This is a genomic window from Caulobacter sp. FG121 (assembly GCF_057809815.1).
This window is the reverse complement of sequence record NZ_JBMDKR010000001.1, coordinates 663856-679360: the sequence shown is the minus strand read 5'-3', so window position 1 is coordinate 679360 and position 15505 is coordinate 663856. Positions and strand designations below refer to the sequence as shown.

Below are 15505 nucleotides of genomic sequence, written 5' to 3'. Positions count from 1 at the left end.
CACCACCCTTCGGGTGGTCCCCCTCTCCCAAGAGGGAGAGGAAGATTTAGACCAGCTCCGCCACCAGCTCGTTGATGTCCACCGAGCAGAAGGCGATCGAGCTGTCGGCGACGCCGTAGGGGATCAGCAGCCGCCGGCCGATCGCCAACGCCCCGCAGGTGTAGACCACGTTCGGCACATAGCCTTCGCGGTTCTCGTCCGATGGCGAGATCAACGGCGCGGTCATCCGGCCCAACACTTTGGTCGGATGCTCCTTGTCGAGCAGCACCGCGCCGATCGAGTACTTGCGCATGGCCCCGACGCCGTGGGTCAGCAGCAGCCAGCCCTCGTCGATCTCGATCGGCGAGCCGCAGTTGCCCATCTGGACCAGTTCCCAGGGAAAGCGCGGGGAGATGATCTTCTCGCCGCCGTTCCACTCCAGCAGGTCATCGGAGCGCAGGAACCAGATGTTCTCGCCGTCCTGCCGACCGATCATCGCGTACTGGCCGCCGATCTTGCGAGGAAACAGGGCCATGCCCTTGTTGCGCGCCGCGGAGCCGCGCATCGGCATCAGCTCGAACGTCCGGAAGTCGCGCGTGACCAGCATCTCCGAGGCGATCGCCGTGCCGCTGTAGGCCGTATAGGTGCCGTACCAGACAGGCGCTCCGCCTTCGTCGGTGAACCGGACCAGTCTCAGGTCCTCAAGACCGTTCCGCTGCGCCTGGGTGAAGGGAAAGATCACCGTGCCGGACAGTGAGGCCTCGTCGTAGCGGGTCGCGCAGATCGGCCCCTCGGGAATGCCCTCGGGCGGCGGATTGCAGGCGTGGGCCGCCATGGCCACGCGCGGCTCCGCCAGCAGCTGGATTCCGCCGTCGGGTGTCACAATCCCTTCGCGGAAGGCGATCGAGGAGATGTGCCCCTCGCCGACGGCCCGCATCGACAGCACGATCCGCACCGCGCCGCCGATCAGACCCGACTGGTCCGGATGAGGCGTGATGCTCGGATTGGTCAGGGCGGCGCTGGCGTAGCTGTACTCATGGCAGAAGTACGCCCCGATCAGCGCCTTTCGCGTCTCGCGCAGGCCGGGCTTCAGGCCCAGCAGGGCCTTGATCTGCCCATACCGCTCCAGATGGACGCCGCGCGTCTGCCAGTGCCGGTCGCCGAAATCCCGGTTCACCAGCGCCAGTTCGGCCTCGCAGGTGCGCATGTCCATGGCCAGCACGGCGTCGACGATGCGGCGGGGCCGGGAGACCGCGCCCGGCGCTAGCGGTCCGGACTCTGGAGCGATGTGGAACGGGCGGATAACGACCCGCGCCGGGTTGGGGGGGAGTCGAAGGTCGCTGTGGAGGAGGTTGGGCATCGTTCAGCAGGCTGGCCTTCTGTTTGGGCTTTGGCGGCGGGGCGGGGTCCCGGCCGGGCGACGGTCTCAAGCGCCAGCATGGCGCAGGCGGCCAGCTGGAAGGACAGAACCGACTCCGCCCCCCGATTGAGGTTGGGTCCTGTCGGGGTCAGGCCGTCGTAGCAGTCGCCCGTGAGCGGATCGCCGAGCGGTACGCCCAGGTCATTTCTGCCGAGGAACCAGTCGAACGCCCGCCGCGCCTCGCTCACCCAGCGGGAATCCCCGCTCGCCGCAAAGGCCGCCGCGCAGGCGTCGACCGTGGCGGCCGCCTCGAGGGGCTGCTGGTCGAACGGAGCCTCGACGGTGAACGGCTTGCCGAAATTGGCCGTGCCGACGGCGCGGAAGACGCCGTTGACCCCCGTCTGCATGGCGCACAGCCATTCGAGGGACCGGAGACCGGCCGTGACCAGGCGCTCGTCGTCGAGAACCTGCCCCGCCCGCAGCAGGGCTTCGGGCAGACGCGCGTTGTCGTAGGTCAGGCCGTCCTCGAACCAGCACCAGTCTCCGGCCTCCCGTCCGTCAAGCACGCCGGCCAGGCCGCCCGCCAGCCGCTCCAGCAGTTCGCGCTCGCGGCCCAACGAAGGTTCCGCGCGCACCAGGCTCGCCAGGCCCAGGACGAGAAAGGCATAGGTGCGCAGGGCGGTGAAGCTGTCGAGGTGGCCGGTGATGCGCAGCGCCAGCGCCCGCGCCCACTGGCGCAGAGCTGGGGAGCCGGCCTCGGAGGCGGTGACGGCCACCGACCACCAGGCGCGGGCGACGCTGTCGTCCGACCCGACGTCCTCGAGCCAGGTCCGGTCATAGCCCATGAAATTGCGGAACCGCCCCGCACCGTCATTCCAGGCGTGCTGGACGAAGGCGGCGTAGGTTTCGGCCAGGGCATGGGTCTCGGCCGTTTGGATCCCAACAGCCCTCAACCGGTGCATCAGCAGAAGCGCCCGGGCGTTGTCGTCGACGCAGTAGCCGTGGTTCCGGTCCGGCACGTCATGGATGCTGTGCTGGAGCATGCCCACGCTGTCGGTCATACGGCGAACGCCGCCGAGCGCGGGACGCGGGAGAGCCTGCGGCGCGAAACTGCGCGGTTCGGCGCTGGCGGCGCGGGCCGGCGGACGCGTCGCGCGGGCGTCGCTGAAGACTTCAAGGTACCGCTCGGCGAGCCGGCTCCAGAGCGTCTCTCGCCCGGCCTCCCAGGCGCGCTGCCGCAGGGCGTTCAGACGCTCGGGGTCTTCAAGCAGGGCGACGGCCGCCGTCGCGAGGGCGTCCGGGTCGTTGAAGGGGGTGAGCACGCCACGGCCATCGGCCAGTAGTTCCTGGGCATGCCAGTAGGGCGTGGAGATCACCGCCTTGCCAAGGGCCACGGCGTAGGAGAGCGTCCCCGACGTGATCTGCGCCTCGTTGAGGTAGGGCGTGACATAGAGATCGGCCGCCGACAGCCAGTCGAGCAGCAGCGGCGTGTCGACGTACTGGTTATGGAACCGTACGTGATCGCCGACGCCCAGCCGCCGGGCCAGGTCGAACAGGCCCTCGCGATAGGCCTCGCCTTCCCGGGCGATCAGATGAGGATGGGTCGCGCCGAGGATCACATAGAGGGCGTCGGGGCGGGATTTGACGATCTCGGGCAACGCCTGGATCACCGTTTCCAGGCCCTTGCCCGGCGAGAGCAGGCCGAAGGTGAGCATCACCTCACGGCCATCGAGGCCAAGGCGGGCCTTGGGGGCCGCGGTGTCGATCAGGGGGCGGTCCGGCGCGCCGTGAGGCGTGACGACGATCTTCGACAGCGGCACATTCCAGACGTCGGTGAGAATGGTCCGGCCACGCTCCGCCATGACGATGATCCGGGCTGATCGCTTGATCAGACGATTGAAGACCCGGCGCTGGTCGGCGTCCGGGTGGGTCAGCACGGTATGAAGGGTCGTCGTCACCGGCGCCTGGACAGCATCCAGCATCAGCATCAGGTGCTCGCCGGCCGGGCCGCCGAACAGACCGAATTCGTGCTGGACACAGACCGCGTCGGGCGCGGCCTCGTTGATCCGCCGCGCGGCCTCGAGATAGTCAGCCGCGCTGTTCTGGCGAACCTGCAGCATGACGTCGCGGCCGTAGTCGTAGGCCTGACCCTCATCGGTCATGGCCACGACCTGGCAGTCGATACCCGGCGCGGCGGCCTTCAACGCCTCATGTACATCGCAGGTGAAGGTCGCGATCCCGCAGCGGCGGGGTGGAAAGCTGCCGATCAGCACGACGCGTTTCACTCCGGCGGGGTCGCCGGCCGGCGTGAGGGGAGGCATGGGAACAGTCGAACGATACATGGCGGATCCCGGAGACAGCGGCCCGTCCGCCGCCCGTTCATACCGCAACGCAAAAGAGCCCCGGTTGGATGCGCCGCATCCGCTCACGGTTGCGTGGTCGGGTTAGCTCACCAGGAGCGGGCCGGGCGCCGGCAGGCCCATCTGCGAGGCGCGTTCGACAGCGGCTTTCAGGCCGTCGGAGGAGTCGAGATCGCAGACCATCACCGCTTCCCGGTCTGCGATCACCGCCAGGTTTCGGCCGCCCACGACCACAACGGTCATGCCCTGGCCCGCACGTACCAGACATCCCTCGACGTTCTCGAGCACGACTTCGCCGGCCGCGCTGTTGCCGCTGGCGTCACGTTCGGAAGCCGCCAGAACCGCGTTCCAGGCGCCGAGATCCGACCAGGCGAAACGCGCCGGCGCGACCAGGGCGCGGTCGGTCTTTTCCATCACCGCGTAGTCGATCGAGATCTTCGGGGCCCTGTTGAATGCGCCACCCAAAGTCACCTGATGCGCCTCGTGGTCGCCCTGTTCGACGGCCAGCCGGGCGGCGTCATTGACCTCGGGAGCATGCTGCTCGAGCTCGGATATGAAGGTGTCCGCGCGCGTGATGAACATGCCGCTGTTCCACAGATATCCGTCCCGGAGGAATTGCTCGGCGTTGGCGAGATCCGGCTTTTCGACAAAGGCCGCCACCCGGTGGATGCCGCCCAGCGCGTCACCAGGACGGATATAGCCATAGGCGGTCGATGGACCGTCCGGCTGGACGCCCAGGGTGACGATCCAGCCATCACGGGCATGCCGTTCCGCGAGGCCAACGGCTTCGGCGAAGGCGTGGCTGTCAGGAATGTGGTGGTCCGCAGCGAGGAACAGGATGACCCCTTCCGGGTCCCCGGCCGCAATCAGATGCGCTGCCGCGGCCATGGCCGGCGCGGAGTCACGGGCCTCGGGCTCCAGCACCAGCAGACCGCCGCCGCCCGCCCGCTGCAACGCCCGCCGGATGGCCGGCGCGTGCGCGCGGCCGGCGACGACCGTCACCGGCGCGGCGTCGGGCAAAGCCTGGCTGCGGTCCAGCGCCTCATCGAAGGTGGAACGCGTGCCCACCAACGGAATGAATGGCTTGGGGAAATGGGGACGCGACGCGGGCCAGAGACGCTGGCCGGACCCGCCGCTCATGATCACGGGATAGAGCATTGGTCACCCACTCAAGCCGCCCTCACCCGGTGCGGGTGATCAGGCGAGATACATTTAAAGGTATAGTCGACGAAAAGTTCAACCATGAAGTCGCCACGCTCGCTCGCAGCCGATCGAGCGCTGTCGGCGCGGGCAGGCACTCTTCCAGCAGGGCGATCAGCGCTTCCGGCGGGCCGTCGTTGAGGAAGTGGTCGGCGCCTGGAACACGCCGGAACCGCGCCCTGGCGGTGCGGTGCGCCCCGAGGCGATCATGGAACCGCTCGGCCGTTTCAATCGGCGCGAAGTCGTCGGCGTCGCCGTGCAGGATATGCAGCGGTACCCGCACGCCATCGAGCGCCGCATGGAGATGCTCGAGCTGGGCGCGCTGACCAGCGACCTCCCGGACGGCGTTCTTCAGGTCGCGGGGGATGAACGGCAGAAGCTTGGAGCCCCAGTCGACCAGCCATCTGGCGGTCGGTCCGGACTCGCCGAAATAGCCGGACAGCAGGACCAGACCCTTGAGCGACTTCGGGGCGGCGGCGGCCATGAGGGCGGCAATCGCGGCGCCATAGGACTGGCCGACGAGCAGGATCTTTTGCCCTGGCGCGGCCTCCAGCAGCGGCGCGAGCGCGGCGGCCTGGACACGGATGTCACCGACGTACTCGACCGGTTCACTTCCGGCGAACCCGGGGCGGTCGACGACGATCATCTCGCGATCGGCGGGCAGTGCGGCCAGCAGCGGCGCCCAGTATTCGGCCCAGCTGGGCGCGCCGGTGACGACGACGATCTTCCACGGCGCAGGCTTGTCGCGTGGCGTGGTCAGGGCCGAGATGCGCCAGCCGTGGCCGCCGCCGGCTTCTATGTTGATGCGGCGAACGGTGTCCTCGGCGTAGCAGACATGGATCGGCACATGCTCGAAGCGGCCGGTGGCCGCGGATTCGAAACAGGCCCAGCCGATTTCCAGAACGCCTTTGGGTCGCTTGCGCGCCAACGTGATCTCCACATATCCGTCTCGCCACGGCTAACGCGCGAGTGCGCCGCCGGTTCAGGACATGTGGGGACGATCGTTCAGCCCACCATGATGGCGGACATCAAACGTCCGTAATCGGGCTCGCCCTGCTTGAATGCGCGGCGATTGGAGAAGAACAGGTCCCCCTCGGCGCAGGTGTCGCGGCCGATCCATTCAACCTTCGCCACCCCGGCTTCGGCCAGGCGGTCGAGAACGAAGCCCGGCAGGTCGAACAACCGCTTGTCCGCCGTCTCGCCCGGGGCGAAGAACCGGGCGGATCCGGGACGGGCGGCTTCAAACCGGTCGAGGAACTCCAGCCCCACCTCGTAGGACGACTGGGCGATACAGGGACCGACGGCGGCCAGGATGCGCGACCGCTCCGCGCCCAGCGTCGTCATGGCGCTGATCGCCGCCTCGACGACGCCGTTCAGCGCACCCTGCCAGCCGGCATGGGCGCCGCCGACGATGCGGGTCTCCGGATCGACGAACAGCACGGGCGCACAGTCGGCCGTCAGGATGCCGCAGATGACGGACGCCTCGCCGGTGACGACAGCGTCGCCTTCGGGCAGCCGGCCACACCAGGGTCCGTCAGCAGCGACGGCCGTGGCCGAATGGATCTGGTAGCAGGTGTTCAGGGCGTCCGGCGTCTGGCCGAACCAGTCGGCGACGCGCCGGCGGTTCTCCAGCACGTCATCGGCGTCGTCGTTCGAGCCGCGCCCGACGTTGAGGCCCCGATAGATGCCTTTCGACACGCCGCCCTGGCGGGAAAAGAAGCCGTGCTTCACACCCGGCACGGCGGCCAGCAGGCCGCTCTGCAGGGGCGCGAGGCCGCTCACGTCGAGGCCTCGAACCCCGGCGGGATCAGTTCGGCCGAGTGGATGCAGGCGACCTTGAACAACTCGCCCATCTCGTCGGGCGAGACCAGCCGGATCAGTTGCCTGTCGATGACCTCGGCACGGTCGGGACGGGCGGCCTTCAGGGCTTCGGCCCGATGCTGGATGCCCAGCATGCCGAGGAACAGGCCCTGGGCGATCGGGTCGGTCGCTTCGGCCCCGGCGGCCCGGGCCGCGTCACGCACGGTCGGGAAGTCGGCGTAGACAGTCAGGTCGGACTCACCGGGGAAGGCGAGCGGGTCGACCTTCTCGTGGGCCCGGATGGCCTGCAGGGTGTCGCCGAACTCGGGACCGCCGCGACCGTAGTCGATCAGCAGGGCCGCGCCGCCTTCCCGGGCGATCAGGGCTCCGAGCTCCGCGCCGAGGGCCTCCTGCGCGGCCGAGACTTCAAGGATCGGACTGTCGGGCGGGGGTGTCGCGCCGGTCGGGGAGGGGGCGAGGCCGAACGCCAGACCGCCGTCCTCGCCGAGGCCGACCAGCCGTTCGATCCAGCCTTCGCCGGCATGGACGAACTGCCGCGCGGGCAGGCAGTCGAGCAGCTCGTTGGCGATCAGGATCACCGGCAGGCCGTCCGGCAGATTGCCCAGCGACCCGGTCCAGCTGGGTTCCGGGGCGGCGTCGGCCAGCTTCGCCTTCTGCACCGCACGCAACGGCCAGGACGTTTCGATCATCCAGACCTCCGCGGCGGCCACGAAGTCCGGCGCGAGCCGCACGGTGCGCAGCAGGTCGCTCATCAGCGTGCCGTCGCCCGGGCCCATCTCGACCAGCCGGAATGCCTCCGGCTTGCCCATGCGGGTCCAGGTCTCGACCGCCCAGACGCCCAGCAGCTCGCCGAACATCTGGCTGATCAGGGGCGCCGTGATGAAGTCGCCGGCTTCGCCCAGCGACGGGCGGGTGGCGTAGTAGCCGTCCTGTGGGTCGTTCAGGCAGCGGTTCATGTATTCGGCCACGGTGATCGGGCCGGTCTGCGCGATCTCGGCGCGCAGGCGTTCCATCAAGCGCATCAGCCTTCGACCTGCTCCGCCTTGACGGCTTGCGCCGGGGCAGGCTGGGACAGCGATCGCCAGATCAGCCACAGGCCGAACAGCAACATCGGGATCGACAGCAGGGTCCCCATGGTGATCACGTCGCGCAGGAACGGCAGCATCTGCGCGTCCGGCTCCCGCACGCTTTCCAGCGAGATGCGAAACAGGCTGTAGCCGACCATGAACAGCCCGGCGACCGCGCCGCGCCGCTGCAGCCACAGAAGTCGGTGGGTGGCGAAACGCAGGATCAGGAACAGCAGAAGGCCTTCAAGGGCTGCTTCGTAGAGCTGGCTCGGGTGCCGGTACTCGATGCCGGCCTGCGGAAACTGGATGGCCCAGGGCACGCTGGTCGGGCGGCCCCACAGCTCGCCGTTGATGAAGTTGGCGATGCGGCCGAAGAACAGTCCGATGGGCACGGCCGGCGCGACCAGGTCGCCCAGCTTGAACATGTCGATGCGGTTGCCGATCGAGAACAGGATCACCGCGGTGATTACGCCCATGAAGCCGCCGTGGAAGCTCATGCCGCCCTTCCACACCTGGAAGATTTCCAGCGGATCGTCCCAGACGAGGTTCGGTGCATAGAACAGGATATAGCCGATCCGCCCGCCCACGATGATGCCCAGGGTGATCCACAGGATCAGGTCATCGATCTGCTCGGCGTTGGCCACCGGCGTCTGGCCGCCCCACAGGCGGGTGTTCTTGATCAGGCCGACGGCATAGCGCCAGCCCAGCAGGATGCCCGCCACATAGGCCAGCGCGTACCAGCGGATGGCCAGCGGACCGATATGGAAGATGACGGGATCGAAGTTCGGAAACTGCACGTCTCTCTCCGTGTGGGAGTCTTCTTGCCCCTGATAGCGGTGATCCCCTTCGCTTTCACCCCCGGTTTCCCATATTAGGGGGATGGGCGCGCCATTTCGCGTCCGACAGGGCCCCTATGCAGACCAAGAACCCCTTCCTCGACGAGATCGCCAAGTTCACGACGGCGGCGGCCGGTGTCGCCCAGGCCGCCAGTGAAGAGGCGAAGACGGCGTTCCGCGCCCAGGCCGACCGGATGGTCGCCGAGATGGATCTCGTGCGGCGGGACGATCTCGATGCCCTGAAGGCCGAGATCGCGGCGCTGCGCGCCGAGGTCGATGCCCTGAAAAGCGCCAAATCCGCCGCCAAACCCGCCCCGAAGGCCAAACCGGCCAAGAAGGGCGAGTAGGGCTCGCGCCCGGCAAGAACCCCCCTTACGCCCGCCGCGAAGCAGTCTAGGCTCCTTGTTCAAGGACGCTGCTTCCGCCGGGCGCTTCCCCGCTCGGCCACAGGTCGGAGGGATACAGAGGCCCCATGGACACGCCCCATCCCGAAGAAGACGACGCCCTGCTGGCGCTTGATCCGCTGGAAGTCGTCGAGCATGTGCTCGCTGCCGAAAACCTGACCTTCGACCGCACCGACGACGGCGATCTCGCCTTCGCGCTGGCCGGCGACTGGAAGGACTACGAGCTGTGGTTCGCCTGGCGGCCGGAGGCCGATTGCCTGCAACTGTGCCTGTCGATCGGCATGACCACGCCCAAGGCCAAACGCGCCTCGGCCTACGAACTGCTGTCGCTGATCAACCAGCGCGTCTGGCTCGGCCACTTCGAGGTCTGGGCGGATGACGGCGAGGTGGTCTTCCGCCACGCCCTCAGCCTGCCGGGCGGCGAGCGGCCGACCCTGGCCGCCGCGGCCTCGATGATCGATGCAGCGGTGGAGGCGGCCGACCGGTTCTATCCGGCGTTCGACTTCCTGCTGGCCGGCGCCAAGTCGCCGGACGAGGCGATGGCCGCCTGCATGTTCGAGACCGTCGGCGAGGCGTAAGCTCGCGACCATGACCGCAACGACAGTCCTTCTGCTCGGCGCCGGCCGCATGGGCGGCGCGATGATCGACGGCTGGGCCGCCTCCGGTCCCGTCGCCGCCGGCGACCTGCTGATCCGCGATCCGTATCCCGGCGCCGAGGCGAAGGCCGCCGCCGACAAGGGCGCGCGCCTCAATCCGCCCGACGACGCGCTTGCAAAGGCCCCGACCGTCATTCTGGCGGTGAAGCCGCAGATGTGGCGCGAGGTCGCCACGGCGGTTGCACCCTATCTGGCGCCTGACGCGGTGATCGTCTCGATCGCCGCCGGCGTGTCGATCGCCTCGCTGGCCGAGGTATTCGGCGACCGGCCTATCGCCCGCGTCATGCCGACCACGGCCGTGGCCATCGCCCGGGGCACGGCCAGCATCGCCGCGACGTCGGACGCCGCCCGCGCCACGGCCCACCGACTGTTCGACACCATCGCCCGCACGGTCGATCTTGAGGACGAAGGCCTGATGCACGCGGCCACGGCGGTGTCCGGGTCCGGGCCCGCCTACCTCTACGCCTTCGTCGAGGCGCTTGAAGCAGCTGCGATCCGCGCGGGCCTTCCGGCGGATGCGGCGGCGACGCTGGCGCGATCGACGGTCGTCGGCGCGGCCGCGCTCATGGCCACCAGTGAAGCCTCCCCCGCGGATCTCCGCGCCCAGGTCACCTCCCCCGGGGGCACGACCCAGGCGGCGCTAGAGGTGCTGATGGGCGAGGGCGGCTTGCGGCCCTTGCTCGACGCGGCGGTGGCGGCGGCGATCCGGCGGTCGCGGGAGTTGGGGTGATCCTCCCCATCGGGGGAGGTGGCCCGAAGGGCCGGAGGGGGTCACCCGAAATCTGAGCGGACCCCCTCAGTCGTCGCTACGCGCCGACAGCTCCCCCGATGGGGAGCATCTTTCTACCCCGGCAACCGAATCACCGCTCTCAGCCCCCCCATCGGCGACCGGTCGAGGCTCAGCTCCCCGCCATGGCTGCGCGCGACGTCGCGGGCGATGGCGAGGCCGAGGCCCACACCTTTCTCGTTCTGGTTCCGCGACTCGTCGAGGCGGTTGAAGGGCCGGAAGGCCTCCTCGTAGCGGTCCGCCGGGATGCCCGGGCCGTTGTCGTCGACGGTAATCTCGGCCCCGCCCGCCGGGGTCTGGCGCGCCGAGATCAGCACCCGCTCGCCGTGCACGGCGGCGTTCATCACCAGGTTAGACAGGGCCCGCTTCAGGGCGTTGGGCCGCACCGCCAGCACAAGGGCCGGGTCCGCGTCGATCGAGACCTCCGCTCCGGCCCGCGCGGCGCCCTCGCTGACCTCCTGAATGAGATCGCGCAGCGCGGTCATCTCGACGGTTTCGCCGCCCTCGCCGCGGGCGAAGGCGAGGTACTCGTCGATCATATGCTCCATCTCGGAGAGATCGGTCTTCATCGCCTCGACGCGCTTCGAAGGCTCGGCGAGGGCCAGTTCCAGCTTCAGGCGGGTCAGCGGCGTGCGCAGGTCATGGCTGACCGAGGCCAGCATGGCCGTGCGCTGCTCCAGATGGCGCTGGATGCGGCTCTTCATGGCCAGGAAAGCCTGGGCCGCCTGACGCACCTCGCGCGCGCCATAGGGTTTGAAGTCGGCCACGTCGCCGCCCTTGCCGAAGGCTTCAGCGGCGGTGGCCAGCCGCTCGATCGCGCGCACCTGGTTGCGGATGAACAGGATGGCGATCGCCGTCAGCAGCAGGGTGGTGATGATCATCCAAAGGACGAAGATGCCGCCCTGCGTCGCCCAGGCCCGGTCGGAGGGCGCGATGATCCGCATGACCTGGCCGCCAACCTTGACGCGGATGTCGACGTAGCCCGGGAAGCGGACGGTATCGAACCAGTACGGGACCTCGAGATGCTCGGACAGCGCCCGGTCCAGCGACCGGTCGAGCGCGCCGAACACGGATGTCGGCCGGCGCGGCGGCAGGGTGCGGATCGGCGACAGGGCGATCGACAGCGACATCGAGTCCTGCGCCCGCTCGGCGATGCGCGCGAGGGAGTCCGGCCGGGGATCGTCCTGGTAACTCTCGACGGCCCATGCGATGTCGCCGGCCAGTCCGTCGGACAGGCGGCTGGTCACGGTCTGCCAATGGGCGTCGAAGAACACCCAGGTCACCGCGATCTGCATCAGCGCGATCGGCAGGATGATGATCAGCAGACTGCGGCCGAACAGGCTGGTCGGCAGCCATCGCTTGATCTGCCGGGGAATGATGATCTTGAGCGCGCGGAGCTTCATCAGTCGGGCGCCAGGCGATAGCCGACGCCGCGCACAGTCTGCAGATACCGGGGATTCTTCGAGTCGACCTCGATCTTGCGGCGCAGGCGGGTGACCTGCACATCGACGGCCCGGCCGGTGATATCGGCGGTGTCACGCGCCAGCTCCAGCCGGTCGACGGGTGCATTGGCCGATTTCGCGAGGCGCCGCATCAGTTCGATCTCGGCCTCGGTCAGTCGGATCTGGGCGCCGTTGCGGGTCAGCTCCCCGCGCTCGATGTCGAAGGCGCACTCGCCCAGGGACAGGCTGCTGGGCCCGACCTCGCGAGGCCCGGCACGGCGCAGGATGGCCTCGATGCGCAGCAGCAGCTCGCGCGGCTCGAACGGCTTGGCCAGGTAGTCATCGACTCCGGCTGTCAGACCGTCGATCCGGTCGTTGGCCTCGCCGCGGGCCGTCAGCATCAGCACGGGGGTACGTCCAGGCTGGTCCGTGCGGGCGCGCAGGCGGCGCGTGAACGCAACGCCGTCCTCGCCGGGCATCATGAAGTCCAGCACGATCAGATCGAAATCGAACGCCTCGACAAATCGCCAGGCCGAGGCCGCATCAGCGGCGCTGGTCACACGGAATCCGGCGCGCCCGAGGAATTCGCGCAACAGCTCGCGGATGCGGTCGTCGTCGTCGACCACCAGCAGGTGTCTGTCCGGCTGGCTCACGTCACGTCTCCCCGCGTCGAAGGCCGACGCCCGTGCGGGGCCCGGCCAGAGCCGCCAGAATCCGCCTTGCTCCGGCCACCCCGTCAAGCCCGCCCGTGCGATAGGCGCGACCCAGCAGGGCCCGCAGAGGTTCGGCGACCCGGTCCTCGAAGGCGCGGCCGGCGTCGGTCAGGCGCGCGGGCCGGCGGCGGCCGTCCAGGTCCCCCGCGTCGGTTTCAGCGAGGCCAAGCCGGACCAGATCGGCGAGCGTCCGGCTGGCGGCCTGTTTGGACAGGCCGGTCAGTCGCGAAAGGTCCCGCACGCCAAGGCCTGGCCGCCGCCGCAGCAGGAAGGCCGCGCGCCAGTGCGGCCGTCCCAGGCCGGTCTCGACCTCGAGCGCAGCATCGACCGCCGCCCACAGACTCGCCTCGGCCAGGAGCATCACCTCAAGGCCTTGGTCCAGCTCCTCATCGCGAAGGATCAGCCGCGGATCGGCGGGGACGGTCACTGCACTGCACCATTTTGTTTGACGCCAAAGGGCCCCGGGCGTCTAAGGTCGCGGTTCCCTTGAAAGGAGGGTTGCTCCCAATGTCTATCGTTCCCTTCGATGATCGCGACGGATGGATCTGGCTGGATGGCCGGTTCGTGGCCTGGCGCGAGGCGAAGGTACACGTACTGACACACGCCATGCATTACGCCTCGTCCGTGTTCGAGGGCGAGCGCATGTACGGCGGGGAGATCTACGAGCTGACGGCTCATACCGAGCGGCTGTTCAAATCTGCTGAAATCCTGGACTTCAAGATCCCTTACACGGTGTCGGAGATCGATGAGGCCTGCAAGGCGACCTGCGCGAAGAACGGTCTGACGGATTGCTACATTCGTCCGATCGCCTGGCGCGGGTCCGAGATGATCGGCGTCTCGGCCCAGAACACGAAGATCCACGTGGCGATCGCCGTGTGGGACTGGCCGAGCTACTACGATCTCGAGCAGAAGAAGAAGGGCGTCCGTCTGGCCTGGGCCAAATACGATCGCCCCTCACCGAAGACCGCGCCCACCGCGGCCAAGGCAGCCGGCCTCTACATGATCTGCACCATCTCCAAGCATCTCGCGGAGAAGGACGGCTACTCCGACGCCCTGATGCTCGACTACCGCGGCTATGTGGCCGAGGCGACGGGCGCGAATGTGTTCTTCGTCAAGGACGGCGTACTCCACACCCCGACGCCGGACTGCTTCCTGGACGGCATCACCCGCCGCTCCGTGATGCGTCTGGCGAAGGCGCGCGGCTATGACGTGATCGAGCGCCACATCAAGCCGGAAGAGATGGCCGGCTTCAGTGAGTGTTTCATCGTCGGCACCGCCGCCGAAGTCACTCCCGTGGCAGAGGTGGGCGAGTACCGCTTCACGCCCGGCCAGATCTCGTTGACGCTGATGGACGATTACGCCCGCCTCGTGCGCCGCGAACTCGTCGACGCCTGAAGGTCTCCGCCCTCCCCGGATCCGGGGAGGGCGGGCCATTTCCTACCAGAGCGCTGAAGGTCGGGGCGATCCCGATGACGAAACGTGGTGACCATGGTCGTCCCCGTGCGGCCTGTGGTCGTGATCATCTTCGTGATGCGGATCGTCGCCGTGATGCCCCGGGTCCTCGTGATGATCCAAAATGGACGCCGCGTTGAAGTCGACGACCGGCGGCGCCTTGCGCTTGGGCCTGGACTTGGGCGCCACCGCCGAGAGCAGCGCGGCGATCCCCAGCGCCAGCAAGCCCCAGCCGATGAAGACCCTGTGCCCTTCGAACATCCCCAGATCGAGCGGCGGAATCCGCGATGCGGCGGGCCCCTTGGGGTCAACGATGGCCCAGCCGATCGAGCTCAGCATCAGCCCCAGCAGCAGGCTCAGAAAACGCGCGACCATGGACTTTCCCCCGTCATTCCTCGACGCGACCCGACCGTTCGACCTGGAACCGGCCGGGTCAAAAGCCTGCAACCGTCAGGGGAGGGACCGACCGGAAGCCGTTCGTTCGTTGGGCAGAAGGGGGGCTGACTGCCTCTAAAACAACCACGCGTCGGGGCGCGGGTAGGGCTGGTCCTGCACCAGATAGATCAGGCCTACGGCCACCCGGACATAGAACCAGATGTGCACGGCGGCCAGGATCAGGCACCCGGCGATCAGGACCGGTATGCCGATCAGCAGCACCGAGAAGATGCCGCCGACGATGACGGCCACCACGCCGATGACGGCCCACCAGATCGACTTCCAGAAGGTCTGGATCAGGAACTGGTAGTGAGTCGCCATGCGGGATCCCGCGTGCTCGCGGTTCGCATAGGCCAGAACCAGGCCGATCAGCACGGCTACCCATACGGAAGGGATGCTGAGCAGGTAGAGGCCGTAGACGACGGCGGGAAGGACGCGGTCTTCGTGGGGTCGATCAACGGTGTCGGTCATCATGGCCTCCCGAAACCCCGATGCTGGACGGTTTTGCCCTCACTGGCAAACGGTGCGGGGTCACGCTTCCGGGAGCAGGTCGCGCGGGATGGCCCGGGGCTCGAACGTCGCGCCTCCACCCTTGAGCCAGGGCATGGCGGCCAGCATCAGGATCAGCACAAAGACCAGCCTGGCCGCCAGGGCCACGCCGAGGCCGGCGGCGCCAGCGCTGACCGAGGCCGCAAGGAGCACGATCGCGCCGAGGCCGAGCAGGCCCATGGTCCACAGGAAGGCTTCCCCTATCTCGAGACCGGCGGTCGCGAACCGCGCGCGCGGCGCGACTTCGGCGGCTCGTTCGGCCAGGGTACGGACCAGCGGGGCGAAGGTCTCCATCCGGTCGTCGAACCGGCCGGGCCCGCGCCAGCTATGCGAAGGCACGACGCAGCGACCCTTCGCGAATTGAAGGACGACCGCGCGGCGCGGGCTGCCGGGCAGGCCCGCCAGCCGCAGCACGCGAAGGTCGGCGAAGGCCAGCCGCCGCGT

At 68.6% G+C, this 15505-nt stretch carries 17 protein-coding genes; 4 read left to right on the top strand and 13 right to left on the bottom strand.

The genetic code is table 11. From position 1 onward, the window contains the following. Positions 1–46 precede the first annotated feature (46 nt). From ACODSL_RS03580 to lgt, 7 genes are all read right to left on the bottom strand, one after another. Complete coding sequence (locus ACODSL_RS03580; protein ID WP_488899257.1) at positions 47–1192, bottom strand: glycoside hydrolase family 130 protein; 1146 nt, start codon at positions 1190–1192, stop codon at positions 47–49. 50 nt (positions 1193–1242) lie between these two features. Beyond that, positions 1243–3660: a glycosyltransferase family 4 protein gene (locus ACODSL_RS03575; protein WP_488899256.1), complete on the bottom strand. Its 2418-nt coding sequence runs from the start codon at positions 3658–3660 to the stop codon at positions 1243–1245. 123 nt (positions 3661–3783) lie between these two features. Further along, a complete protein-coding gene (locus ACODSL_RS03570) occupies positions 3784–4857 on the bottom strand; it encodes a mannose-1-phosphate guanylyltransferase (RefSeq protein ID WP_488899255.1) in 1074 nt (357 codons plus the stop codon). Positions 4858–4879: 22 nt separating this feature from the next. After that, entirely contained in the window at positions 4880–5827 is a 948-nt protein-coding gene (locus ACODSL_RS03565; protein ID WP_488899254.1) for an alpha/beta fold hydrolase, read from the bottom strand. A 77-nt stretch (positions 5828–5904) separates the two neighbouring features. Continuing rightward, complete coding sequence (gene pgeF / locus ACODSL_RS03560; RefSeq protein ID WP_488899253.1) at positions 5905–6681, bottom strand: peptidoglycan editing factor PgeF; 777 nt, start codon at positions 6679–6681, stop codon at positions 5905–5907. After that, entirely contained in the window at positions 6678–7742 is a 1065-nt protein-coding gene (locus ACODSL_RS03555) for a class I SAM-dependent methyltransferase (RefSeq protein ID WP_488899252.1), read from the bottom strand. The genes pgeF and ACODSL_RS03555 overlap by 4 nt, the downstream gene beginning before the upstream one ends. Then, the gene (gene lgt, locus ACODSL_RS03550) at positions 7742–8584 is read right to left on the bottom strand and encodes a prolipoprotein diacylglyceryl transferase (RefSeq protein WP_488899251.1); all 843 of its coding nucleotides are present in this window, start codon (positions 8582–8584) and stop codon (positions 7742–7744) included. The genes ACODSL_RS03555 and lgt overlap by 1 nt, the downstream gene beginning before the upstream one ends. 116 nt (positions 8585–8700) lie before the next feature. Between lgt and ACODSL_RS03545 the strand changes: the two genes are divergently transcribed. From ACODSL_RS03545 to proC, 3 genes are all read left to right on the top strand, one after another. After that, a complete protein-coding gene (locus ACODSL_RS03545) occupies positions 8701–8970 on the top strand; it encodes an accessory factor UbiK family protein (protein WP_488899250.1) in 270 nt (89 codons plus the stop codon). A gap of 125 nt (positions 8971–9095) precedes the next feature. Then, complete coding sequence (locus tag ACODSL_RS03540; RefSeq protein WP_488899249.1) at positions 9096–9605, top strand: type III secretion system chaperone family protein; 510 nt, start codon at positions 9096–9098, stop codon at positions 9603–9605. A 10-nt stretch (positions 9606–9615) separates the two neighbouring features. Continuing rightward, entirely contained in the window at positions 9616–10413 is a 798-nt protein-coding gene (gene proC / locus ACODSL_RS03535) for a pyrroline-5-carboxylate reductase (RefSeq protein ID WP_488899248.1), read from the top strand. A 113-nt stretch (positions 10414–10526) separates the two neighbouring features. Here proC and ACODSL_RS03530 read toward each other — a convergent pair whose 3' ends face one another. From ACODSL_RS03530 to ACODSL_RS03520, 3 genes are read right to left on the bottom strand one after another with little or no spacing between them, the layout of a single operon-like run. Then, complete coding sequence (locus tag ACODSL_RS03530) at positions 10527–11873, bottom strand: ATP-binding protein (RefSeq protein ID WP_488899247.1); 1347 nt, start codon at positions 11871–11873, stop codon at positions 10527–10529. Beyond that, entirely contained in the window at positions 11873–12565 is a 693-nt protein-coding gene (locus ACODSL_RS03525; protein WP_488899246.1) for a response regulator, read from the bottom strand. Before ACODSL_RS03525 ends, ACODSL_RS03530 begins: the two co-directional genes overlap by 1 nt. Before the next feature lies 1 nt (position 12566). Then, complete coding sequence (locus tag ACODSL_RS03520) at positions 12567–13052, bottom strand: MarR family winged helix-turn-helix transcriptional regulator (protein ID WP_488899245.1); 486 nt, start codon at positions 13050–13052, stop codon at positions 12567–12569. Positions 13053–13132: 80 nt separating this feature from the next. Here ACODSL_RS03520 and ACODSL_RS03515 point away from each other — a divergent pair, with 80 nt between their 5' ends. Beyond that, positions 13133–14020, top strand: coding sequence for a branched-chain amino acid aminotransferase (locus ACODSL_RS03515; protein ID WP_488899244.1), 888 nt, complete (start codon positions 13133–13135; stop codon positions 14018–14020). A 42-nt stretch (positions 14021–14062) separates the two neighbouring features. On the opposite strand, the gene ACODSL_RS03510 is transcribed toward ACODSL_RS03515, so the two are convergent. The 3 genes from ACODSL_RS03510 to ACODSL_RS03500 all read right to left on the bottom strand — a co-directional run bounded on the left by ACODSL_RS03510 (position 14063) and on the right by ACODSL_RS03500 (position 15475). Beyond that, positions 14063–14452: a hypothetical protein gene (locus ACODSL_RS03510; RefSeq protein WP_488899243.1), complete on the bottom strand. Its 390-nt coding sequence runs from the start codon at positions 14450–14452 to the stop codon at positions 14063–14065. Positions 14453–14587: 135 nt separating this feature from the next. Further along, positions 14588–14983: a hypothetical protein gene (locus tag ACODSL_RS03505; RefSeq protein ID WP_488899242.1), complete on the bottom strand. Its 396-nt coding sequence runs from the start codon at positions 14981–14983 to the stop codon at positions 14588–14590. A 60-nt stretch (positions 14984–15043) separates the two neighbouring features. Then, positions 15044–15475 (bottom strand): hypothetical protein, encoded by a 432-nt coding sequence (locus ACODSL_RS03500; protein ID WP_488899241.1) that lies wholly within the window; start codon positions 15473–15475, stop codon positions 15044–15046. Positions 15476–15505: the final 30 nt, after the last annotated feature.

Coding starts and splice junctions, on each gene's coding strand:
- ACODSL_RS03580 (WP_488899257.1), bottom strand. CDS start 1,192: ATGGACATGCGCACCTGCGAGGCCGAACTGGCGCTGGTGAACCGGGAT.
- ACODSL_RS03575 (WP_488899256.1), bottom strand. CDS start 3,660: ATGCCTCCCCTCACGCCGGCCGGCGACCCCGCCGGAGTGAAACGCGTC.
- ACODSL_RS03570 (WP_488899255.1), bottom strand. CDS start 4,857: ATGCTCTATCCCGTGATCATGAGCGGCGGGTCCGGCCAGCGTCTCTGG.
- ACODSL_RS03555 (WP_488899252.1), bottom strand. CDS start 7,742: ATGCGCTTGATGGAACGCCTGCGCGCCGAGATCGCGCAGACCGGCCCG.
- ACODSL_RS03545 (WP_488899250.1), top strand. CDS start 8,701: ATGCAGACCAAGAACCCCTTCCTCGACGAGATCGCCAAGTTCACGACG.
- ACODSL_RS03540 (WP_488899249.1), top strand. CDS start 9,096: ATGGACACGCCCCATCCCGAAGAAGACGACGCCCTGCTGGCGCTTGAT.
- proC (WP_488899248.1), top strand. CDS start 9,616: ATGACCGCAACGACAGTCCTTCTGCTCGGCGCCGGCCGCATGGGCGGC.
- ACODSL_RS03530 (WP_488899247.1), bottom strand. CDS start 11,873: ATGAAGCTCCGCGCGCTCAAGATCATCATTCCCCGGCAGATCAAGCGA.
- ACODSL_RS03515 (WP_488899244.1), top strand. CDS start 13,133: ATGTCTATCGTTCCCTTCGATGATCGCGACGGATGGATCTGGCTGGAT.
- ACODSL_RS03510 (WP_488899243.1), bottom strand. CDS start 14,452: ATGGTCGCGCGTTTTCTGAGCCTGCTGCTGGGGCTGATGCTGAGCTCG.
- ACODSL_RS03505 (WP_488899242.1), bottom strand. CDS start 14,983: ATGACCGACACCGTTGATCGACCCCACGAAGACCGCGTCCTTCCCGCC.